This is a genomic window from Nocardia higoensis NBRC 100133 (genome assembly GCF_000308595.1).
GTDB classification, from domain to species: domain Bacteria; phylum Actinomycetota; class Actinomycetes; order Mycobacteriales; family Mycobacteriaceae; genus Nocardia; species Nocardia higoensis.
Genome location: NZ_BAGA01000059.1, coordinates 22,565 through 44,883, shown reverse-complemented (window position 1 = coordinate 44,883; position 22,319 = coordinate 22,565). Strand labels below are relative to the sequence as shown.

Below are 22,319 nucleotides of genomic sequence, written 5' to 3'. Positions count from 1 at the left end.
CGAGGCGGCTCCGGGCGCCGCCGAGCCGGGTGCGGAGGCATCGGCCACCACGGCTCGGGCCGCAACGAAGTCGGCCACGGCGGGTAGCGCCGCGCCGGACCGAGCCACGCCCGACCCGGCCACGGCGGACCCGGCCACGCCCGACCCGGCCACGGCGGACCCGTCGACGGCCGACCAGGCCATGCCGAACCCGGCCAGGGTGGCCCCGGCGCGGGTGGACTTGGCGCAGGCCTATCGCCGCTGCCGTGACATCTCGGCGGCCCACGGACGGACCTATCACCTGGCGACCCGCTTACTGGGTGCGCACCAGCGCCCGGCGGTCCACGCGCTGTACGCCTTCGCCCGGGTGGTCGACGACATCGTCGATATCGCCGCGCTACCGGAGCCGGGTGCCCGCCCTGGAGGAGCCGGGAACGACGGCGAGGCACAGTCGCATGCCGGAGCGGCATCGCCCCGCCCCGGGGCCGTCGAACTGCTCGATCTCATCGACGCCCAGGTGCGGGCGGCGCTCGGCGAACCGTCCGGACCGCCACGCGACGCCGCGCGCGACGCCGAGGTCGCACAGGCGCTGCCGGAGGCGTGGCCCGCCGCGCTGGCCGCGCTGACCGACACCGTGCGCCGCTTCGACATCGCGCCGGAGCACTTCCGGACCTTCCTGGACTCCATGCGCATGGACGTCCCCGGCTCGCCGCTGTTCCGCGACCGGTACGCCGACCTGGCCGAACTGCGCGAGTACATGCGCGGCTCGGCCGCCGCCATCGGCCTGCAACTGCTGCCGGTGCTCGGCACGGTCGGACCGCGCGCCGAGGCCGAGCCCGCGGCGGCGGCACTGGGCGAGGCGTTCCAGCTCACCAACTTCCTGCGCGACGTGGCCGAGGATCTCGATCGCGGGCGCATCTACCTGCCCGCCGAGGACCTCGAAGCCTTCGGCGTCACCGAGGATCTGCTGGCGCACTGCCGCGCGACCGGGCACACCGACGTCCGGGTGCAGCGCGCGCTGGCCCACCTGATCGCCGTCGATCGCGACTACTACCGCCGCGCCGAACCGGGCATCGACCTGCTCACGCCGCGGGTGCGCCCGGCCATCCGGACCGCGAGCGTGCTGTACGCGGGCATCCTGGAGCGCATCGAGGATTCCGGCTACGCGGTGTTCCGGGAACGCGCCGTGGTGCCCCGGCGACGCAAGCTCGCCGTCGCGGCCGGGCAGCTCGTCAGGGCCGCGCTACCCGGCCGGTGACCGGGACGCGACCGCTGGACAACGATCAGAAGGGCTCGGCGGCGGCCCTGCGCACCACTTCCCGGGCGAGCGGGCCGTGCAGGGCGTCGACCGGCTTGCCGGGCAGGCTCGGGTCGTCGGTGAAGATCCACTCCAGGATCTCCTCGTCGGTGTACTTGGCATCCCGCATGACCGTGATGAGGCCGGGCAGCATCTTGACCACTTGGCCGGAGGCGTCGAAGAAGATCTCCGGAACACCGGGCACACCGTCGCGGCGCACCGCGAGGAGCTGGTGCTCACGCAACATCTGATGCACCCGGGTCACCACGATCCCGAGCCGTTCGGCGACCTCGGGAACCGACAACAGGGACACCGAGTCCGACAGCACGTCCTTGCTGCAGGGGAATGAGCTCACGGCAGACAACCGTAGTCGGTGTGCCCGGTCCACATCCAACGGCATGGTTACGATCAGGGGGTCGCAGAGCGCGGCCGCTGATTTCGGAGGACATCACTGGTGATCGGGCAGATGCTGGACGGCCGCTATCGGATCGACGCGCCGATCGCCCGCGGTGGAATGTCGACGGTCTTCCGTGGTGTGGACACCCGGCTCGACCGTCCGGTCGCCATCAAGGTGATGGACCCGAAATTCGCCGGCGACCCGCAGTTCCTCACCCGCTTCGAATTCGAGGCGCGCACCGTCGCCCGGCTCAATCATCCCGCCCTGGTGGCCGTGTACGACCAGGGCATCGACGGCGAACATCCGTTCCTGATCATGGAATTGGTGCAGGGCGGCACACTGCGCGAACTGCTGCGCGAACGCGGCCCGATGCCCCCGCACGCGGCGCGCGCCGTGGTCGAGCCGGTGCTCGCGGCGATCGGCGTCGCGCACAGCCAGGGCTTGGTGCACCGCGACATCAAGCCGGAGAACGTGCTGATCTCCGACGGCGGCGAAGTCAAGATCGCCGACTTCGGCCTGGTCCGCGCGGTCGCCGCGGCGAACACCACCGCCGCGGGCGTGATCCTCGGCACGGCCGCCTATCTGTCTCCCGAACAGGTCACCACCGGTCAGACCGACGCCCGCAGCGATGTCTACGCCTTCGGCATCCTCATCTTCGAACTGCTCACCGGCCAGGTGCCGTTCACCGGCGACAATTCGCTGGCTATCGCCCTGCAGCGAGTCGACAACGATGTGCCGAGCCCGAGCAGCTATATCGACGGCGTTCCGGTCGAGTTCGACGAGCTGGTCGCCAGGGCCACCGCCCGCGAGCCCGCGCACCGTTTCGCGAACGCCGACGAGATGCTCGCCGAACTGCGCCACATCGCCGCGGTGCTGAACCTGCCGCCCTACCGGGTACCGGCGCCGCAGGACTCCGCCGAGCACCTGAGCGCGCGTTACCGCGCCGCCGATCTCACCCCGGGCGCGTTCGCGCAGCCGCCCGCGCACACCCCGGTCTCGCCGCAGCACGTTCCGCAGCAACACCGGACCCGGGTGGTCACCGGTCCGCAGCCGCACGAGGACGACTACGACAGTCGTATGTACGGCCCCGGCGACTACGCCGGACACGGACAACTCCCCCCGCCGCACCACGAACCCCCGCACCAGGGCAGCCATCGGGCGCCGTACGGCCCCGACCCGTCGAGCGCGCGGCGCACCACGCTCATCTGGGTCGCGGTCGTCGTCGCACTCACCCTGCTGGTCGGCATCGGCGGCTGGTGGCTCGGCGTCGGCCGCTACAACGCGGTCCCGCCGATCGCCGGCCTGACCGCCGAGCAGGCGACCGCGGCCATCACCGAGGCCGGTTTCGTCGCCGCCACCGAGCCCAAGGCCTCCGACACCGTGCCCGTCGGCGGCGTGGTCGGCAGCGATCCGCCCGCCGGTTCCAAGATCACCAAGGGCTCCACCGTCTCGGTGCTGGTATCGAACGGCAAGCCCAAGGTGCCCGCCGTGCAACCCGGCGACGACATCGACTCCGTGATCGCGCGGATCCAGGACGCCGGGCTCACGCCGGTGCGCGCCGGGGAGACCGGCAGCACCGCTCCCGAGGGCACCCTGGCGAAGGTCGAACCCGAGCCCGGCACGATCCTGCCCCTGAACGGGCAGGTCAAGGTCTACACCAGCAACGGCTCGCGGCCGGTCCCGGTGCCCGACGTGCGCGGCAAGACCGTCGAGGAAGCCGAGGCGGCGCTGGCGGCCGTCGGGATCACCGTACGCAGCACCACCGAGAGCTACGACAAGACCATCGAAGCGGGCAGCGTGATCAGCACCGATCCGGCCGAGGGCACCACCATCGACCCCGGCAAGGGGGTGACGCTGGTGGTGTCCAATGCGGTGAAGATCCCCGGCGTGATCGGCAAGAGCATCGCCGACGCCCGCGAGATCCTCGAAGGTCTCGGCCTGCGGGTGCAGGTGCGTCAGCTGACCCCGCGCGACAGTTCGGTGGTCATCTCGCAGAGCCCGGGCATCTCGAACAAGGTGGAACCGGGTTCGACCGTCACTCTCGTCGCGCTGCCCTGAGCCGGACATGCGCCCGGAACATTCCGGGCGCACTCGGCAAGGGCTCAGCCGCGTATCAGCGCAGCATCTCCGCGACCAGGAAGGACAGCTCCAGCGACTGCTGGGTGTTCAGGCGCGGATCACAGGCGGTCTCGTAGCGGCCGCTCAGATCCAGATCCGAGATGTCCTGGGCGCCGCCGAGGCATTCGGTGACGTCCTCACCGGTCAGCTCGATGTGCAGGCCGCCGGGATGGGTGCCCAGCGCGCGGTGCACCTCGAAGAAGCCCTGCACCTCGTCGACGATGCGGTCGAAGTGCCTGGTCTTGAAGCCGGTGGAGGCCTCGTGGGTGTTGCCGTGCATGGGGTCGCACTGCCAGATCACCTGGTGGCCGGTGGCCTGCACCTTCTCGATGATCGGCGGCAGCGCCTCGCGCACCTTGCTGTTGCCCATCCGGGAGACGAGGGTCAGCCTGCCCGGCTCGTTCTTCGGGTCGAGCCGCTCGACGTACTCGACCGCCTGCTCGGGGGTCGTGGTCGGGCCGATCTTCAGGCCGATCGGGTTGGCCAGCAGCTCGGCGAAGGCGATGTGCGCGCCGTCGAGCTGGCGGGTGCGCTCGCCGATCCACAGGAAATGCGCCGACAGGTCGTAGAGCAACGGCTCCCCGGTCACCGGATGCTCGCTCAGGCGCAGCAGCGCGCGCTCGTAGTCGAGCACGAGCGCCTCGTGACTGGCGTAGATGCGCGCCGACTGCAGGCTCGGGTCGTTGACCCGGCAGGCGTTCATGAACTTCAGGCCGCGGTCGATCTCCTCGGCCAGCGCCTCGTAGCGCGCGCCCGCCGGGGACTGTGCCACGAAGTCGCGGTTCCAATCGTGCACCTTGTGCAGATCGGCCATGCCCGCGCTGGTCAGCGCGCGGACCAGGTTCATCGCGGCGCTGGCGTTGGCGTAGGCGCGCACCAGCCGGGAGGGATCGTGCTCACGCAACGCCGGATCGTCGATCAGCGAGTTCACCATGTCGCCGCGATAGGACTTCAAGCCCTTGGCGTCGACGTCCGAGGAGCGCGGCTTGGCGTATTGGCCGGCGATCCGGGCGACCTTGACCACCGGCAGGCTCGCGCCGTAGGTCAGCACCACGGCCATCTGCAGCAGGGTGCGAATGTTGCCGCGGATGTGCGGCTCGGTGTTGTCGGCAAAGGTTTCCGCGCAGTCGCCGCCCTGCATGAGGAAGGCCTCGCCACGGGCCACCTCGGCCAGCCGCTCCTTCAGTTCCTCGACTTCGGTGGGCAGGCAGATCGGCGGCACACTTTCCAGGACGGTGCGCATGTCCGCCGCCAGTTCGGCGTCCCACGACGGCTGCTGCAACGCGGGACGGGCCAGAGCGTCGTCCAGGCGCCTGCGCAACTCCACAGGCAGCGGGGGCAGTTCCGGCAAGCGATCGATGGGTACGTCGACGGTCCAGTTCACAGGTTCAGAATACGTACCGCCGGGTCCGCCGACATCGCGCGGGATGGGTGAAAATCCTCCTCGCGGGGGTGGACAGTTCCACTCCCGCGGGCCCTTGCGGCGGACCCGGGGGCCCGCCACATAGGGTGAGGCGTGCGCGGGCAACCCGGCCGGCACCAGGGGACAATCGAGGAAGGTCGATCGCGCTGCGGTATTTCTATGACTGCGAGTTCATCGAGGACGGTCGGACCATCGACCTGATCTCCATCGGGGTCGTCTGCGAGGACGGGCGCGAATACTACGCGGTGTCAACCGAATTCGATCCCGAGCGGGCCGGGCCGTGGGTGCGCAAGCATGTCCTGCCGCAGTTGCCCGCGCCGTCCTCGCCGCTGTGGCGCAGCCGGGACAGGATCCGCGACGATCTGTTCGCCTTCTTCGTTCCGCGCGCCACCGTGCAGCCGGAACTGTGGGCGTGGACCGGCGCCTACGACCATGTCGCGCTGGTGCAGCTGTGGGGCTCGATGACGGGCCTGCCGACCGCGCTGCCGCGCTACACCAACGAACTGCGCCAGCACTGGGAGGCACACGGTCGTCCTCCGCTGCCGCCGGTACCCCAGGACGCCCACGACGCGCTGGCCGACGCCAGGCACAACTTCGCCAAGTTCGAGGCCATAGAAGCCGCGCGCAGGCGCTAGGGACAGCCGCGCGCAGGCGCTGGGGACAGCCGCGCGCGGGCGCCGACGCACTCGACGCGGACACACGACAGGCCCCGCATCCGATCCGATGCGGGGCCCGTCGTCGATCGCGCGAGGATCAGGGCTGCGGCGGCGGGCTCTGCGGGTTCTGCCGGTCCAGGAAGTCCTTGGCCTGCTGCTGGCCCTTGTCCACGTGGCCGGCGTACTTGCCGCCGGTGCGCTGGTCGAACATGTCACCGGCCTTGTCGATGCCGCCCTTGACCTGATCGGGGTTCTTGCCTACCAACTCCTTGAGCTTATCGATGATCGACATGCGCTCCTCCTCGGTGTTCTCGGCGTGCACGGGCTCAGGGGGAAGTACCCGTGGTGTTCGCGTCGAACACTACGCGGCGCACAACCTGCGGACATGCGGTTCGGCTCCAGGTCTCCGGACAGGCCGAAGGCCCCGAGTCGATGGACTCGGGGCCTTCGTCGTGCGGTCCGCGCGAGGAGCGTCAGTGCGCGTGCGAGGAGCCCTTGGCTTCCTCCTGCACCTTCTCCAGTGCGGTGAGCTGGGCGTGTTCGGCCGCGTGCTCGAGTTCGAAGTTGCGGTCGGACTCTTCCTTCGGGTCCGCGCGCAGGAACGAGCCGGTGCCGGGCTTGCCCGCCAGGCCGAGCTTGTTCATCTTCTTCGGCACCGGGGCGCCCTGGTACTCCAGCGGGAGCGGGTGACCGTGGTCGTCGACCGGGCCGAGCGGCTGGTGCACCTCGATGTACTCACCGTGCGGCAGGCGCTTGATCACGCCGGTCTCGATGCCGTGCTCGAGCACCGCGCGGTCGCTGCGCTGCAGACCCAGGCAGAACCGGTAGGTGATGAAGTACGCCAGCGGCGGCACAACCAGCATGCCGATGCGGCCCATCCAGGTCGTCGCGTTCAGCGAGATGTCGAACTTCAACGCGAGGATGTCGTTGACGCACGACAGCGTCAGCACCACGTAGAACGCGATGGCCATCGCGCCGATCGCGGTGCGGACCGGCACGTCACGCGGACGCTGCAGCAGGTTGTGGTGCACATCGTCGCCGCCGACGAGCCGCTTCTCGATCCACGGGTAGGCCACCAGCACGGTGAACACCAGACCCATGATCAACGCGACCCAGAACGCCGCCGGGATCGTGTACCGGCCCAGGTAGAGCTCCCACGGCGGCATCAGGCGCGCCATGCCGTCGGTCCACATCATGTAGAAGTCGGGCTGCGAACCCGCCGAGACCTGGGAGGGGTTGTACGGGCCCAGATTCCAGATCGGGTTGATCTGCAGCACGCCGCCCATGATGCCGACGATGCCGAGGGTGAAGGCGAAGAACGCGCCCTGGTCGGCGGCGAACACCGGCACGATGCGCGCGCCCACCACGTTGTTCTCGGTGCGGCCGGGGCCGGGGAACTGGGTGTGCTTCTGGTACCAGACCAGCGCCACGTGGGCGGCGATCAGAGCCAGGATGATGCCGGGCAACAGCAGCACGTGCGCGATGTACAGGCGCGGGATGATGATGTCGCCGGGGAAGTCGCCGCCGAACATCAGCCAGTGCAGCCAGGTGCCGATCACCGGGACACCGATGGTGATGCCGGAGAAGGCGGCCCGCAGACCGGTGCCCGAGAGCAGGTCGTCGGGCAGCGAGTAGCCGAAGAAGCCTTCGAACATCGCCAGGATCAGCAGCAGCGAGCCGATGACCCAGTTGCCCTCACGCGGCTTGCGGAACGCGCCGGTGAAGAAGATGCGGAACAGGTGGATGATGATCGACGCCGCGAACAGCAGGGCTGCCCAGTGGTGGATCTGGCGCACGAACAGACCGCCGCGGACCTCGAAGGAGATCTGCAGGGCCGTCTCGTACGCACGGGACATGCCGACGCCGCGCAGCGGCTGGTAGGCGCCGTCGTAGGTGACGTGCGCCATCGACGGGTCGAAGTACAGGGTCAGGTAGATACCCGACAACAGCAGGATGATGAACGCGTAGAGCGCGATCTCACCGAGCAGGAACGACCAGTGGGTCGGGAAGACCTTGTTGATCGAACGCTTCACGAACGCGGCGGCGCGATACCGCTCGTCCACCCCATTGGCTTGGGCTGCGACTGAAGGGCTCATGAACGACGCTCCCAGAAGGCCGGTCCGAGCGGCTCGATGAAGTCGCCGTTGGCGACCAGGAAGCCCTCGGAGTTGACGGTGATCGGCAGCTGAGGCAGCGCACGAGCGGCGGGACCGAAGATCGGCTTACCCCACTCGATCGCCGAGAACTGCGACTGGTGGCAGGGGCACAGAATCCGGTTGGTCTGCTGCTCGTAGAGCGAGGTCGGGCAGCCGAGGTGGGTGCAGATCTTCGAGTAGGCGAAGTAGTCGCCGAAGTTGAAGCTCTCCTGGCCCTTGCGCTTGATCGCCTTCTCGGCGTCGGCGGTGCGCAACCGGATCAGCATGACGGCGTTGCGGATGCCACGCAGCGACTGCAGCGTCGCGTGTTCGTCGCCCCGCCAGGATTCCTTCCACGGGAACACGGTTTCCATGGAACCGGCGTCCAGATCCTCCGGACGCACCAACACGATGTCCTGCGGACGACCGGTGTCGCGACGCAGGTAGATGGTCTCGCCCTCGTAGTCGGGGGTCCAGCCGGACACCCACAGCGGCGACTTGTCGCCCTTGGCCCACGGGTTCTTGACCATGCCGCCGACGAAGACCAGCAGCGAGCCGATGCCGAGGATGCCGACGCCGGCGCCCGCGGTACGGGTGATCATCTTGCGGCGACCCAGCGTGGAGGTCTCGCCGGCGTCCTGCAGCTGCGCCGCCAGGGTCCGGCGCTCCACCTCGGGCGAGGGGCCGTCGTGACGTTCCTGGACCGAGATCTCGGCCGGGATGAACTTCTTGCGGATCAGCAGCACCGCGATGCCGATGACCAGCACCGAGATGCCGAAGGTCAGGCCGACCAACGGGGTGAACAGCGAGTAGGCGCCGTGGCCCTCCTCGTTGACGCCCTTGAATTCCCACGGCCAGAACAGGAACACGCCCACCAGCGCGGCGGCCGCGATGCCCGACACCGCGAACCAGAAAGTCACCTGGCGTTCGGCCCGCTTCTCGGCCCGGGTGCCCGGGACCGGGAAGCGCTCGGCGCGGTAGACGACCTCGACGCCGTCCCGCTTGGTGCCGAGCGCGACGAGTTCGTCGCGCGTCATCGCGTCCAGCTCGTCCTCGGTCGGGTCGGCCGGGGTGTTCACCGGCTCCTTCGACAGTTCTGGCCCCTCGTCCGGCCGGCTCACGTCTCGCTCCTGTTCGCTCATGATCGGGATCCGATCCACATCGCCGCACCCACGGTGAGCACGATGCCGACGATCCAGATGGTCAGGCCCTCGGTGGAAGGACCGAAGCCGCCGAGTCCGTAGCCACCCGGGGTGGCCTCTTCGGTCGCGTTCTTGATGTAGGCGACGATGTCGCGCTTCTCTTCCGGCGTCAGCTGACGGTCGGAGAATTTGGGCATGTTCTCCGGGCCGGTCAGCATGGCCGCGTAGATCTGCTGCTCGCTGGCGGGGGCCAGCGGCGGCGCGTACTTGCCGGAGGACAGCGCGCCGCCCTTGCCGGTGAAGTTGTGGCACGACGCGCAGTTCATCCGGAACAGCTCGGAACCGCGGCCGAGGTCGCCACCGCGCAGGGACTCCTGGGCGATCTCGCCGTTCGCGTCGCGCACGACGCTGGGGCCACCGCCGTTGGCGGCGATGTAGGCGCCGAGCGCGTCGATCTGGTTCGCGTCGAACTTCGGGGGCTTGCGCGTGGCCTGCGCCTGGTTGGCGGCCAGCGGCATACGCCCGGAGGACACCTGGAAGTAGACCGCGGCTTCGCCGACGCCGATGAGGCTCGGGCCGCGATCCTGCACGCCCTGCAGGTTGGCACCGTGGCAGGTGACGCAGGAGGTGTCGTAGAGCTGCTGTCCCTCGCGGATCAGCGCGGACTGGTCCTGATGCGCCGTGGCGACCTGAGGCTCAGGGGTCAACGCGGTAGCGAGGAAGCCGGCTCCGACCAGGCCCACCAGGAGCGCGAGCCCGCCCGCGACGCGACGACGAGTGCGGCGCTGCTTGCGGGTCTTGCTGGCCTGGCCGTTCCCGGGGCTGGCGGGCTCTGGCGCTGACGGGGGAGATGAACTCATCTGTGTCCCTTTGGAGTAGACGGAACCGACTTGTGCGAAGTGTGGAGTCCGGGCGTCGTACCGTCCGACGCCGGTCCCCGGCAACTCAGCGAACGAAGTAGATCGTGGCGAACAGACCGATCCAGACGATGTCGACGAAGTGCCAGTAGTACGACACGACGATCGCGGCGGTGGCCTGCGCCGGGGTGAACTTACTGACCTTGGTGCGGATCAGCAGGAAGACGAAGGCGATGAGACCGCCGATGACGTGCAGGCCGTGGAAGCCGGTGGTGATGTAGAACACCGAGCCGTAGGCGCTGCTGGAGATCGAGGTGCCCTCGTGGACCAGGTGGTAGTACTCGTACCCCTGACCGGCCACGAAGAACGCGCCCATCGCCAGCGTCAGCAGGTACCAGCGGCGCAGGCCGAACACGTCGCCCTTCTCGGCCGCGAACACGCCCATCTGGCAGGTGAACGACGACGCCACGAGCACGGCGGTGACCGGCACGGCGAGCCCGAGATTCAGCTCGGTCGGTTCCGGCGGCCAGTTGCCCTGTGCTTGCGCACGCGCCACGAAGTACATAGCGAACAGGCCGGCGAAGAACATCAACTCGCTCGACAGCCAGATGATGGTACCGACGCTGACCATGTTGGGCCGGTTCAGCGAATGCACACGCTGAGTAATGGCCGATCCTGGGGTCCCTACTGCGGTCGTCACAGGGGTAAGTATGACTCTTCGTAGTACGACGCGAGTACCGGGGTCGGAAAGTGGGCCCGACGTGTCGGAAAAGGCAGGCGGGGAGATCGTCTCGACCACGCGCGCCCCATCGGGGCCGACACCAGCATGACAGGCTGATATGTGGAAAACCTGAGACCGAGCGCAGAACTTCGACACGAGGAGTACACGTGGCCGGGCGATCACCGATCGGACGGATTTGGCGGCGGCTCGCCGGGCACGCCGCAGAGGAGATACTCGATCCCGGGCGCGCCGATCTCGTGGTGGTCGCCGAGAGTTTCGACGACGCCGAGGCGTGTTCGACCGCGCTCGACCGCGCCGACGGGCTCGACGCCGCGCGGCCCGCGTTGCTGCGCCACCATCTGCGTGTACCCGCCGACCGGGTGCAGCGGGTGTGCGAGATCGCCGCGCAGGACGGCTACGCCCCCGTCCCCGGCTCCCCCACGCCCGAGGGCGAGTGGATGCGGCTCGTGCTCTGGCGGGCCCAGCCGGTCGACGCGCTGCGCTGCTCGCAGGAGCGCTCGAGGATGGCCGGGCTGGCCCAGCGCAATGACGGGCACGCCGACGGATGGGACGTGATGCAGCCTCCGGGCCGGACGTGACGGCTCGCCCCGGCTCCGATGTGACGCGCCCCGGCCGGAGGCGACGCGCCCCGAACGGAGGCGACGCGCCCCGAACGGAGGTGAGGCGCTCCCCTGAGCGGATGCGGACGCCGCCTCGAGCGGATGGCAGGCGCTCCTGACCGGATGTGATGCGGCCGCGAGCGGATGTGGGGCACTCCTGACCCGATGCGATGCGGCATCGACCGGATCCGATGCGCACTCGGCCGTATGTGAGCGACATCGGGCGGGATGTGATGCGACATCGGGCGGCGGCGCGCTGATACTCGATCCCGTCCGGAACGCGCGCACACTAGGCTGCTCGACAGAACCGGCCTCCCCAGCGATCGGTTCACGTGTCGGATCTCGATGCGCACGCGATTCCGCGCCGATCGGCCCGGACGTGTGCCGGAAGGAACAGAAGATGAGCGGTCAGCTCCCGGAAGCGCAAGCCGAACGTGCCGAACGGGACCGCGCGCGCGACTGGCCGCAGGTCCTCGGTGCCCTCGCCGACGGGCGCGACCTGACCGCCGCCGACACCGCCTGGGTGATGGACGAGATCATGTCCGACAACGCCACCAGCGCCCAGATCGCCGCCTTCGGAGTCGCGATCAAGATCAAGGTGCCCACTCCCGCCGAACTCGACGGTCTGGCCAGGGGCATGTTCGAGCACGCGCGCCTGGTGAGCATCGACGGCGACGCGGTCGACATCGTCGGCACCGGCGGCGACCGGTCCGGCTCGGTGAACATCTCCACCATGTCCTCGATCGTGGTCGCCGCCGCCGGGGTGCCGGTGGTCAAGCACGGCAATCGCGCGGCCTCGTCCAAGAGCGGCGGCGCCGATGTGCTCGAGGCGCTCGGGGTGAAACTGAACCTCGGCCCGGACGCGGTGGCGCGTTGCGTGCGCGAGGTCGGCATCGGCTTCTGCTTCGCGCCCGTCTTCCATCCGGCGCTGCGCTTCGCGGGCGCGGCCCGCAGAGAGATCGGCATCCCCACCGTCTTCAATGTGCTCGGTCCGCTGACCAACCCGGCCCGGCCGCGCGCGGGGCTCATCGGCTGCGCCTTTCCCGAACTGCTCGAGGTGATCGCCGGGGTGTTCGCCGAGCGCGGCGCGGGCGCACTGGTGGTGCGCGGTGCCGACGGCCTCGACGAGATCACCATCTCCGATGTCACCGAGGCCTGGATCGTCGCGGGCGGGCGCAAGCGCAGTACCACCATCGACCCGACCCGCCTCGGCATCGCCCGGGTGGACCTCGACGCTCTGCGCGGCGGCGACGCGGAGGTCAACGCGGGCGTCGCGCGTTCGGTGCTGGCCGGGACCACCGGCGCGGTCCGCGACGCGGTGCTGGTGAACTCGGCGGCCGCGATCGTCGCCTACGACCTGTCCCGCGGCGCCGGCGATGTGGACATGGATGTGCACGAGGCGCTGGGCGCGGCGGTCGAACGGGCCGCGGCGGCCATCGACAGCGGCAAGGCGGCCGAACTGCTCGACCGCTGGGTGAAGCTGACCAATTCCCTCGGCGACGCGTAGGGCCCTCAGCTGCGTAGGGCCCTCGGCGGGCGGGCTCACTCCCCGATCGAGAACCCGTCCTCGGCGTCCGCGCGCGAGTAGGACTTGAAGGCGATGTGCGTGGTGGTGCGCTCGACACCGGGCACCTTGTCGATCCGCCCGGTGACCACCTCGGCGATCTGCTCGTGGTCACGCACCCGCACCATCGCGATCAGGTCCACGTCACCGGCGCAGGAGTAGACCTCGGTCACGCCCTCGGTATCGGCCACGGCCTGCGCGGTCTCCGGGATACGGGCGTTGTCGGCGTGGATCAGCACGATCGCGTTAATCATGGGCTCAGCCTAGTGCGCGCGGCATCGCACGCCCGGCCGCGCGCATGGCAGCGCTCGAACGATCGCGATCCGATCGCCGGTCGCTCGCCGAGGGCCGGGCGTCATCCGGCGTCCCCGGCCGAACCGTTCACCCGGTCTGCTCCATGTAGTCCGCGCCCTCGGGCCGCGCCCGCGCCGCGGCCTCGGCGGTCTCCGCCCAAGCCAGCAGCCGCCCCGCACCGCACCGGGGCTCGTGGTAGCCGTGCGTGGTCCGCACGATGCGCACCCCCGGCCGTTCCAGCCAGCGCGCCACCAGCCCGACCTCCTCCGGCGACGCGCCGAGCAGCGGCGGTCCCACCCACTCGACGACTTCCTCGGCGGGCACCCCGGCACCGGCAGCCGAGCCGACATGAGTAGGCATCGTGACATCGCTGGGCAGGCCGACAAAGGCCGGCATATCGACACCGGCAGGCCCGCGATCACCGGTCGGCACGGCAGTAGGTACCCCAGCGCCGGTCCGCACGCGATCACCGCCCGGTCCACCGGCGTGCTTCGGCATACCGACCGCCGTGCGGGGTAGGGCCGCTTGCGTCAGGAGAACGGGGCGTCCGTCGGGGACGACGGTCTCGGCGGCGGCGACGAGGTGGTCCACCACGGGCATCGGGGGTGTGCCGCGGCGGGCGACGCCCGCGGCGGCGAGCCTGCCATGGCGGATGACGGCGAATTCCCAGCCGCCCGCGCCGTCGGGGTGCGCGGCGATCAGTTCGGCGATGCGGGTGAGGGCGGCCAGGCGCTGGGTGCGGCGCAGGGCCCGGATGAGGGCGGCGGCCCGATCGCGCAGGCGTGCGGCGGTCTCGAAGCGTTCTGCGCGGGAATAGGATTCGATCAGGTCGAGCACGGCGGTGAGCAGGCTGTCGTCGCGGCCTGCGATCAGCTCCCGGACAGCCGCCACCCTCGGCGCGTATTGCCCGGCGGTGAGCGGCTTTTCGCGTGCGCGAGCGGCCGGGCATCCGCCGACCACGGCGGGCGGGCAGTCGTGGGTCGCCGCACGGGTGAGCCGGGTGGTGCACGTGCGCAGGCCGGCGTGCTCGGCCAGGGTGGCGGCGATGTCGGCGGCGTCGGTGCGGGAATTGAACGGGCCCAGCGCATCCGGCGCGGGTGTGCGGCCCACGGCGAAGCGCGGGAAGGCCTCCTCGGTCAGCGTGATCCACCAGGCGCGCTTGGGGAATTTGGAGCGCCGGTTGTACGGAGGCGCGTGCGCGGCGAGCAGCCGCAATTCCCGCACTCCGGCTTCGAGGCCGTGCGCGCACACCACGTGATCGACCCGGCCGGCGAGCGCGACCATCTCCTTCATCCGGCCGCGGGTCTCCGATCCGGTGAAGTACGTACGCACGCGGCGGCGCAGATTCACCGCCGTCCCTATATAGAGGACTTCGTCGGAGGGGCCGCGGAACAGATACACCCCCGGCTCGGCGGGCAGGCCGGTGGCGAACACCCGCTTGGCGCGCTGCCCCGAGGTGACATCGGGCAGGTAGTCGAGTAGTTCGGTCAGGCTGTGGACGCCCTGATTGCCGACCCGGCCGATGAGGGCGTGCAGCACGTCCACGGTGGCGCGGGCATCGTCGAGGGCACGGTGGGTCGGCCGGGTGCTCGCGCCGAGCAGATGGGCCAGGGCGGACAGCCGTACCGACGGGGCCTCGTCTCGGCCGAGCACCCGCCTGGCCAGCTTCACCGTGCACAGCACCGGGGCGCCGGGCCACGGCAGTTCGCTGCGAGCGGCGGCCGCGCGCAGGAAGGCGGTGTCGAAGCGGGCGTTGTGGGCGACAAGCACCGCCCCCGCCGCGAACTCGAGGAACGCGGGCAGCACCGCCTCGATGCGCGGCGCCGCGCAGACCAGGGCGGTGGTGATGCCGGTGATCCGCACGACCTCGGGTGGGATGGCACGACCGGGATCGACCAGCGTGGCGAACTCCCCCAGCACCTCGCCGCCGCGCACCTTGACCGCGCCGATCTCGGTGATGGCATCGCCTTCCGGGCTGGTGCCGGTGGTCTCCAGGTCGACGACGACGAAGGTGGTGTCGTAGAGCGGGGTGTCCAGCTCGTCGAAGGCCAACTGCCGGGCGGCGAGGGGTTCGGAGTCGGGCACGGCGGTCAGCGTAGGGCGAACCTCCGACAGAGATCATCCGACAACTGTCAGGACTACTGGACCGAGTAATAACACGACGTTTTTTCCGGGCCGGCACAGATAAATGATCTAGAAAAACAAAAAGTGGTGCAGCTCACAATCGACGGTGGAAACTATCAAAATCCGGGCGTGTCCGAGCCCGCCGAACTCGATCGAACCGACCGGCCGGACCGGTTCGGCACAGACTTGTACGCTTGTCCAGAACCGGCACCCGCAGCACGTCACCGATATCGCCTCGAGCTGGGGATATATCAGCTGTCCAACCGGTCCGAACCATCGCCTCCTCGGCATGTCGACCTGGCCGCAGCGAGGACGAATCGGGCGGTGAAACGTTCCCGTCATCGTTTCGTGATCGTTGTGAGATATGTCGCATGAAATTTCGCTTCCAAGATCGGTAATTGCGCGTTCGGCGGCCGGACGGCTTTACAAACTTCCGTGATCGGTTCGTAATCGTTCCGAGACCTCGCGGAGTTCGACGCACCGATCCGGTGCGTTCGTCGCAGTCCGCCGCACCACTCGGGTGTGGCGTCGTGGGGCAGATTGGAAGTAACCGCAACATGGCGACCAACACCGTCAAACGGCAGGCGCGGCGTGCCGTTGCCGCCGGAGCGATCGGCGCTGCCACCATCGGCGCGTTCCTCCTTCCGGCCACGGCCTCGGCCCAGCCGGTGAACATCCCCGGCGTCGGCGTCTTCGAGGTGCCGAACGAGATCCCGATCCCCTCGGGCATCCCCGGCATCGAGCCGGCAACACCCGCCGCGCCGTTCACGCCGCCGCCGTTCGTGGCGCCGCAGAAGACGCTGGGCGAGGTGGCGCTGGACGCCGCGCTGTCCAAGGTGGGCTCCCCCTACGTCTACGGCGCCGCGGGCCCGAACGCCTTCGACTGCTCCGGCCTGGTCCAGTGGGCCTACCGTCAGGCGGGCAAGGAACTCCCGCGCACCAGCGGCGCGCAGCTGGCCGCGGGCACGCCTGTCTCGATCGACGACCTGCGCCCCGGCGACATGGTCTCCTTCTACGGCGGCGGCCACTCCGGTCTGTACGCGGGCAACGGCAATGTCGTGCACGCGGCCACCGCGGGCACCCCGGTGAATGTCGCGCCGATCTCCTCCATGCCCTTCGCGGGGGCTCGCCGGTACTGATCCACCGGCAGCGATTCGCCCCCTACACGGCGAATCGACCGCTACGGCAGAGCGGCTCGTGTCCACCTGGACACGAGCCGCTGCCGTTTCGTAATCTAATCGAGACCGAACGGAGTGTGGACCGGTGACCTTCGCCGGATCCGAGCGCTTCGGCAACGAAGGAGCACGTCGGGCTGTGGCAGTCGATCAGCGCACCTATCGCACCAAGCGCCTGCTCTGCGGCGTATTCGCCGTCGGTGTTCTTGCCACCGGACTGTCCACCGGATCTCCCGCCCTGGCCGACCCGGTCGCGATGCCGAGCACCGCGAGCGAGGCGGTGCAGAGCATGATCGACCTGTCCCGCCAATCCGAGCAGCTCAATCAGCAGGCGCTCGGCGCGCAGGAGGATCTCGACGCCAAGCTCGCCGTCCAGCGGGCCGCCGACGCCGAACTCGCCGCACGCACCGCCGTGGTCGAGGCCGCGCGCGCGGAGGTCCGCGCCTTCCAGCCGGTCATCGATCGCACCGCCATCGCCGCCTACCAGGGCGTGCGCACCAATCGCATGTTCGCCGTGCTGGTGAGCGACTCACCACAGCAGATGCTGGACCGGATGTCCACGATGGACGTGCTCGCCGCCCAGACCACCGATGAACTCCGCCGGTTCAAGAAGGCGAACGACGCGGCGGTGGCCGCCGAGAACACCGCCCGTGCCGCCGCCGACGCCGCCCACGAGGCCGCGCGCAAGGCCGACGAGGTGCGCGCCGACCTCGAGCGCAAGCGCAGCGAACTCGCCGGCGCCATCGCCCAGGTCGTGCAGGCGTGGGGCGCGCTGTCGGCGTCGGATCGCTCGACACTGGCCGGCTCGCCCTTCCCGCCCGGCTTCGACCGCGACACGCTGCTGCAGGGCCTGGTCCCCGGCAGCGGCACCAGCGCGCTGGCCGCCGGTCTCACCCGGGTCGGCGACCCGTATGTCTGGGGCGCCACCGGCCCCGACCAGTTCGACTGCTCCGGCCTGGTGCAATGGGCGTTCAAGCAGGTCGGCAAGAACGTGCCGCGCACCAGTTCGGCCCAGGCGGCCTACGGCACCCCCGTGGACAAGGACGATCTGCAGCCCGGTGACGTCGTGTTCTTCTACTCCGACATCTCCCACGTCGGTATCTACGCCGGCAACGGAATGATGTTGCACGCCTCCACCTTCGGTGTGCCGGTGGCCGTGGCCCCGATGGGTTCCACGCCGTACCACTCCGCGCGGCGCTACTGATCCCGGCGTGACCGAACGCCACCACGCCGGTCCCCGAGCCGCTCGCGATCGTGCGCACTTCCTGCTCACGGTGGCGGCGATCGCCCTGCTGACCGTCTCCGGCTGCGCATTGGTCCGCCTGCTCCCGGAACCCGCGACATCGCTCCCGGCACCCGACAGCGCTCGGCTCGAGCCCGTGCGCCGGATCATGGCCCCGTTCGGCGAACTGCGCGAGATCCACCCACCGGATACCGGCGCCGTCGTCCTGGCCCATCCGGGGCACGACGAACTCGCCGGTCGACTGGCCGCCGAGCTGCCCGCCGCCCTGTCCGCCGTCGCCGGCTACTGGGACGCCGCCGACACCGCGTGGACCCGCCGCGCCGTGATCGCCGTCGCCGCCGATCGCACCGAGTTCGCCGCCCTCCTCCGCGCCCCCGCGCCCGACCCGGGCCCGGGCTCGGCGAACGACAGCGACAGCGACGCCGGGCCTGCCGCGACATCGTCCGAGATCGCCGCCGCCGCGTACTCCGACCCGTTCCGTTTCGGCACTCCCCCGACAGGTCAGCGGGTCGTCTTCGCACCGGACGCAGGCAGGCGACTGAACCCGGACCAGCTGCGCACCGTCCTGCGCCACGAACTCATCCACCTGGCCACCCGCGCGCACACCGCGGGGGCCGCTCCGCAGTGGCTGGTCGAGGGCTTCGCCGAGTACGTCGCCCACCGCGGCCTCGGCCACACCTTCGCCGAGATCGCGCCGACCGTGCGCGCGGCCGCACGTGCGGGCGAGCTGCCCGCCGATCTCCCGGACGACCCGGCGTTCACCGGTCGTGACGCAGTCGAGTCCTACGAGCAGGCGTGGACGATCTGCGCGTTCGTCGCCGGTGGCGGCGACGAGACCCAGCTGCTGCGCCTGTACCGCGCGCTCGCCGCGGGCACCCGGGCGGACGAGGATCACCTCCTGCGCGAAGTGCTCGGCACCGGCCGCGCGCGTTTCGTCGAGCAGTGGCGTTCCTGGGTCGCGGACCGCTCGCGCTAGCGCCGCGCGACGAACCCGAGCCGGATTCCGGGGCTCGGCGCGCGCGGCTCCGGTCCGCCGATCGTGTCGCGCAGTGGTCACCAGCTCGCCGCCGCGGTGGCTGTGCGCGACCGCGACCACGGCGGCGCGGGCGGGCGCGCGCCGAGTAGGTTGTCCGGTATGGCCCGAACCCTGCTGGTTACCAACGATTTCCCGCCTCGGCCGGGTGGTATCCAGTCGTATCTGCAGGCACTCGCCGGACAGCTGCCCCCCGAGGATCTGGTGGTCTACGCACCACGCTGGCGCGGTGACTCGCACGTGAAATTCGACGCGAATCAGAAGTTCCGGGTGGTCCGCCACCCCACCACGCTCATGCTTCCGACGCCCGCCGTCGCGCGCCGCGCCGCCCGGCTGTTGCGCGAGGAGAAGTGCGACACCGTGTGGTTCGGCGCCGCCGCGCCGCTGGCTCTGCTCACCCCCGGCCTACGCCGGGCCGGCGCCGAACGCGTGCTGGCCAGCACCCACGGTCACGAGGTCGGCTGGTCGATGCTGCCCGGCGCGCGCCAGGCCCTGCGGGCGATCGGCGAGAGCACCGACGTGGTCACCTACGTCAGCAAGTACACCCGTGGCCGGTTCGCCTCCGCGTTCGGTGCGAACGCCGCGCTCGAATACCTGCCGCCCGGCGTCGATCCCGAGGTGTTCCATCCCGATCCGGCCGCGCGTGCGGAACTGCGCGCCCGCTACGGACTCGGCGACCGGCCGACCATCCTGTGCCTGTCCCGGCTGGTGCCGCGCAAGGGGCAGGACGCACTGATCGTGGCCATGCACGCGATCCGCACCCGGGTCGACGGCGCGGTACTGGTGATCGCGGGCGGCGGCCCCTACGAGGACAGACTGCGCGGCCTCGCGCAGTCGCTCGGCCTGTCCGGCGATGTCGTGTTCACCGGCCGGGTGCCCTCGGCCGAACTGGCCGCCCACCACACCATCGCCGACGTGTTCGCCATGCCGGCCCGCACCAGGGGCGCGGGCCTGGACGTCGAAGGACTCGGCATCGTGTACCTGGAGGCCTCGGCCACCGGCGTCCCGGTCGTCGCGGGCCGTTCCGGTGGGGCGCCGGAGACCGTGCGCGAGGGCGAGACCGGACGCGTGGTCGACGGCAGGCGCGTGGAGGAGATCACCGACGCGGTCGTGTCGATCTTGTCCGACCGCGACGCCGCCGCCACGATGGGTGCGGCGGGCCGAGCCTGGGTCCAGGAGCACTGGCATTGGGACGCCATCGGCGCGCGGTTGCGCGAGCTCCTGCGCTGATCGTGCGGGCGCCCGCACACCGACATGCCCCGTCGGTGTGACGGAGGCATCCATTACGCTCAGCGGAGTGAGCAGCATTCAGGTCGCCGACCAGACCTTCGTCGTCGCCTCCGGCGCTGCCGTCGCCGAGGTGCTGGCCGATCGGAGCCGGTGGCGCCGGTGGTGGCCGGACCTCCAGCTCGAGGTGCGGGAAGACCGCGGCGACAAGGGCATTCGCTGGCTCGTGCGCGGTCCGCTGACCGGCACGATGGAAGTGTGGCTCGAGCCCTCGCTGGACGGGGTTATCCTGCACTACTTCCTGCACGGCGAACCCGAGCCACAGCAGGCCCGCGCGCCCCGCGCGCTCGCCGCCGCGAACCGGGCCAGGCGGATCGCGGGCAAGAAGATGTCGTTCGAGGTCAAGGCGCTGTTGGAGGCCGGACGCCCGGCCGGCGTCACTCCCGCCGCCTGACCACTCGTCACCCGGAACCACCCGCATCGTCGCCGGAAAGGAACCGCTGACCCCCATGGCCGACCGGACCCAGAGGTCGATCCTCATCGAGGCCCCCGCCGAGCAGGTGATGGCCGTCATCGCCGATCTGGAGTCCTATCCGGAGTGGGTGGCGGCGGCCAAATCCGTCGAGGTGCTCGACCTGGGCGCCGACGGACTGGCCCGCACCGCGCGCTTCGTGCTCGACGCGGGTGTCGTCAAGGACACCTACGTGTTGTCCTACGCCTGGCACCCCGATGCCCTCGCGGTGAGCTGGCGGCTGCTCGAGGGCGAGCTCCAGAAGGCCCAGGACGGCAGCTACCTGCTACGGGAGAGAGCCGGCGGAATCACCGAGGTCGTCTACGAGCTGACCGTCGATCTGAACATCCCCATGATCGGCATGTTCAAGCGCAAGGCCGAGAAGGTCATCACCGACACGGCCCTCAAGGAACTGAAGAAACGGGTCGAAGGCTGACGGCCGCACAGCACGGGCCGCGGCGCACCCGGCTCGAACTGTTCGTCGGCAAGGGCGGTGTCGGCAAGACCACCCTCGCCTGCGCGAGCGCGTTCTCCTACGCCCGCGCCGGTGAGGACGTGCTGCTGGCCTCGCTGGATCAGGCGCATTCGCTCGGCGATGCGCTGGGTTTCCGGTTCCCGCACGATCCGGGCACGGTCACCGGCATCGCCCGGATCGAGCCCGGCCTGGACGTGATCGAACTCGACTCCCTGGCCCTGCTCGAGGACCGGTTCACGGAAGTGACCGCGATGCTGTCCGCGGGCGGCTCGCACAGCCACGCCTACGGCATCGATCCCGCCGCACTGGATCCGGCCGAGCTGACCGGCCTGCCCGGCGTGCAGGAACTGCTCGCGCTCATCGAGCTGACGGAGTTCGCCGAGGACGCCGACTGGAGCGTGCTGGTCGTCGACTGCCCGCCCTCGGCCGACATGCTGCGCATCGTCACCGCCCCGCAGACGCTGCTCGACTATCTCGAGCGCCTCTGGCCCCCGCACGCGCGCGCCATGAGCATGACCGGCTTCGATCCCCGGCGCGCGGTGCTGGCGGCCACCGTCGAGCGAATCGTCACCGCGGTGACCCGGGTACGCGACCTGCTGGCCGATCACGAGCGCACCGGTCTGCGCCTGGTCACCGCGCCCGAGCGGGTCGCCGTCGCCGAGACCCGCCGGGTCCGGTCCGCCGCCGCCCTGCTCGGCCTGCGACTGGACGCGGTCGTGGTGAACAAGGTGCTGCCCGCGACGCCCGCTCCCGCGGGCCCGCTGGAGGCCGCCCACCCCGCCGTGCACTGGTACCTCAACCGGCGCGCCGATCAGCTGGCCGTCATCGACGAACTGCGCACCGAATTCGACGACGTCGCGCTCATGGTGGCCACGCACACGGGGCGGGAGCCGGTCGGCCCCGACGCGCTGACAGCGGTGACACCGGCATTCTGGCAGCCCGACACGCCGGCTACGGCCGTTGCCTACGAGGCGCGGGCCACCGATTCGATTGAAGGAGGCCCGATTCGGGAACCCGGACCCGACGACGCCCCGACGCGTGTCGACGTGCGTTCCGGTGAGCCGGTGGTTCGATGGGAGTCGGGCACCGGCGTGGACTCGGTGTACGCGTTGTGGATGCGGCTGCCCGTCGTCGATCCGGCGACGCTGCGCCTGGGACGAGTGGAGGACGATTTGATCGTGGGAGCGGACGGGGTGCGGCGCCGGGTGCGCCTGGCCCCGGTGTTGCGGCGGTGCACGGTCTCCGAGGCCGAGCTGGACACCGGCTGTCTGGTGGTGCGATTCCGCCCCGATCCGGCAGTGTGGCCGACGAGCACGGAAGGCCGCTGA

Annotated in this window: 21 protein-coding genes; 12 read left to right on the top strand and 9 right to left on the bottom strand. The window is 70.3% G+C overall.

Going from position 1 to position 22,319, the window contains the following annotated elements:
• Window positions 1-181 precede the first annotated feature (181 nt).
• Window positions 182-1,237: a phytoene/squalene synthase family protein gene (locus ON26_RS08060; protein WP_051026813.1), complete on the top strand. Its 1,056-nt coding sequence runs from the start codon at window positions 182-184 to the stop codon at window positions 1,235-1,237.
• A 25-nt stretch (window positions 1,238-1,262) separates the two neighbouring features.
• Here ON26_RS08060 and ON26_RS08055 read toward each other — a convergent pair whose 3' ends face one another.
• Entirely contained in the window at window positions 1,263-1,631 is a 369-nt protein-coding gene (locus tag ON26_RS08055; RefSeq protein ID WP_040795373.1) for an Rv2175c family DNA-binding protein, read from the bottom strand.
• 99 nt (window positions 1,632-1,730) lie between these two features.
• Between ON26_RS08055 and pknB the strand changes: the two genes are divergently transcribed.
• A complete protein-coding gene (pknB, locus tag ON26_RS08050; RefSeq protein WP_040795372.1) occupies window positions 1,731-3,731 on the top strand; it encodes a Stk1 family PASTA domain-containing Ser/Thr kinase in 2,001 nt (666 codons plus the stop codon).
• Between the two features lie 55 nt (window positions 3,732-3,786).
• Here pknB and ON26_RS08045 read toward each other — a convergent pair whose 3' ends face one another.
• Entirely contained in the window at window positions 3,787-5,175 is a 1,389-nt protein-coding gene (locus ON26_RS08045; RefSeq protein ID WP_040795371.1) for a class II 3-deoxy-7-phosphoheptulonate synthase, read from the bottom strand.
• A gap of 185 nt (window positions 5,176-5,360) precedes the next feature.
• On the opposite strand from ON26_RS08045, the gene ON26_RS08040 reads away from it, so the two are divergent.
• Window positions 5,361-5,849: a polyadenylate-specific 3'-exoribonuclease AS gene (locus ON26_RS08040; protein ID WP_040795393.1), complete on the top strand. Its 489-nt coding sequence runs from the start codon at window positions 5,361-5,363 to the stop codon at window positions 5,847-5,849.
• Window positions 5,850-5,967: 118 nt separating this feature from the next.
• Here ON26_RS08040 and ON26_RS08035 read toward each other — a convergent pair whose 3' ends face one another.
• The 5 genes from ON26_RS08035 to ctaE form a co-directional block, all read right to left on the bottom strand.
• Entirely contained in the window at window positions 5,968-6,162 is a 195-nt protein-coding gene (locus ON26_RS08035) for an antitoxin (RefSeq protein WP_040795392.1), read from the bottom strand.
• Between the two features lie 181 nt (window positions 6,163-6,343).
• A complete protein-coding gene (gene qcrB, locus ON26_RS08030; RefSeq protein ID WP_040795370.1) occupies window positions 6,344-7,966 on the bottom strand; it encodes a cytochrome bc1 complex cytochrome b subunit in 1,623 nt (540 codons plus the stop codon).
• Window positions 7,963-9,147, bottom strand: coding sequence for a cytochrome bc1 complex Rieske iron-sulfur subunit (gene qcrA / locus ON26_RS08025; protein ID WP_085998967.1), 1,185 nt, complete (start codon window positions 9,145-9,147; stop codon window positions 7,963-7,965). Before qcrA ends, qcrB begins: the two co-directional genes overlap by 4 nt.
• Entirely contained in the window at window positions 9,144-10,007 is an 864-nt protein-coding gene (gene qcrC / locus ON26_RS08020; RefSeq protein ID WP_040795369.1) for a cytochrome bc1 complex diheme cytochrome c subunit, read from the bottom strand. The genes qcrA and qcrC overlap by 4 nt, the downstream gene beginning before the upstream one ends.
• Window positions 10,008-10,092: 85 nt before the next feature.
• A complete protein-coding gene (gene ctaE, locus ON26_RS08015) occupies window positions 10,093-10,704 on the bottom strand; it encodes an aa3-type cytochrome oxidase subunit III (protein WP_040795368.1) in 612 nt (203 codons plus the stop codon).
• Between the two features lie 188 nt (window positions 10,705-10,892).
• Here ctaE and ON26_RS08010 point away from each other — a divergent pair, with 188 nt between their 5' ends.
• Together ON26_RS08010 and trpD are read left to right on the top strand one after the other, a co-directional pair.
• Entirely contained in the window at window positions 10,893-11,324 is a 432-nt protein-coding gene (locus ON26_RS08010) for a hypothetical protein (protein ID WP_040795367.1), read from the top strand.
• Window positions 11,325-11,745: 421 nt separating this feature from the next.
• Window positions 11,746-12,852, top strand: coding sequence for an anthranilate phosphoribosyltransferase (gene trpD, locus ON26_RS08005; protein WP_051026818.1), 1,107 nt, complete (start codon window positions 11,746-11,748; stop codon window positions 12,850-12,852).
• A gap of 35 nt (window positions 12,853-12,887) precedes the next feature.
• Here trpD and ON26_RS08000 read toward each other — a convergent pair whose 3' ends face one another.
• Both ON26_RS08000 and ON26_RS07995 read right to left on the bottom strand, forming a co-directional pair.
• Window positions 12,888-13,163 carry an Lrp/AsnC family transcriptional regulator gene (locus ON26_RS08000; RefSeq protein WP_040795366.1) on the bottom strand — a complete coding sequence of 92 codons (276 nt, stop codon included), beginning with the start codon at window positions 13,161-13,163 and terminating at the stop codon, window positions 12,888-12,890.
• A 127-nt stretch (window positions 13,164-13,290) separates the two neighbouring features.
• Window positions 13,291-15,288, bottom strand: a complete 1,998-nt coding sequence (locus tag ON26_RS07995) for a DEDD exonuclease domain-containing protein (protein ID WP_051026811.1) — start codon at window positions 15,286-15,288, stop codon at window positions 13,291-13,293.
• A gap of 596 nt (window positions 15,289-15,884) precedes the next feature.
• Here ON26_RS07995 and ON26_RS07990 point away from each other — a divergent pair.
• The 7 genes from ON26_RS07990 (at window position 15,885) to ON26_RS07960 (ending at window position 22,319) form a co-directional block, all read left to right on the top strand.
• A complete protein-coding gene (locus tag ON26_RS07990; RefSeq protein WP_040795365.1) occupies window positions 15,885-16,466 on the top strand; it encodes a C40 family peptidase in 582 nt (193 codons plus the stop codon).
• A 175-nt stretch (window positions 16,467-16,641) separates the two neighbouring features.
• Window positions 16,642-17,706, top strand: coding sequence for an NlpC/P60 family protein (locus ON26_RS07985; RefSeq protein WP_040795388.1), 1,065 nt, complete (start codon window positions 16,642-16,644; stop codon window positions 17,704-17,706).
• Between the two features lie 7 nt (window positions 17,707-17,713).
• On the top strand, window positions 17,714-18,721 hold the full coding sequence (locus tag ON26_RS07980) for a hypothetical protein (RefSeq protein WP_040795364.1): 1,008 nt from the start codon (window positions 17,714-17,716) through the stop codon (window positions 18,719-18,721).
• A gap of 159 nt (window positions 18,722-18,880) precedes the next feature.
• Window positions 18,881-20,008 carry a glycosyltransferase family 4 protein gene (locus ON26_RS07975; protein WP_040795363.1) on the top strand — a complete coding sequence of 376 codons (1,128 nt, stop codon included), beginning with the start codon at window positions 18,881-18,883 and terminating at the stop codon, window positions 20,006-20,008.
• Between the two features lie 67 nt (window positions 20,009-20,075).
• The gene (locus ON26_RS07970) at window positions 20,076-20,459 is read left to right on the top strand and encodes an SRPBCC family protein (protein WP_040795362.1); all 384 of its coding nucleotides are present in this window, start codon (window positions 20,076-20,078) and stop codon (window positions 20,457-20,459) included.
• Between the two features lie 55 nt (window positions 20,460-20,514).
• Window positions 20,515-20,952 (top strand): SRPBCC family protein, encoded by a 438-nt coding sequence (locus tag ON26_RS07965; RefSeq protein ID WP_040795361.1) that lies wholly within the window; start codon window positions 20,515-20,517, stop codon window positions 20,950-20,952.
• A gap of 38 nt (window positions 20,953-20,990) precedes the next feature.
• Window positions 20,991-22,319 (top strand): ArsA family ATPase, encoded by a 1,329-nt coding sequence (locus tag ON26_RS07960; RefSeq protein WP_051026817.1) that lies wholly within the window; start codon window positions 20,991-20,993, stop codon window positions 22,317-22,319.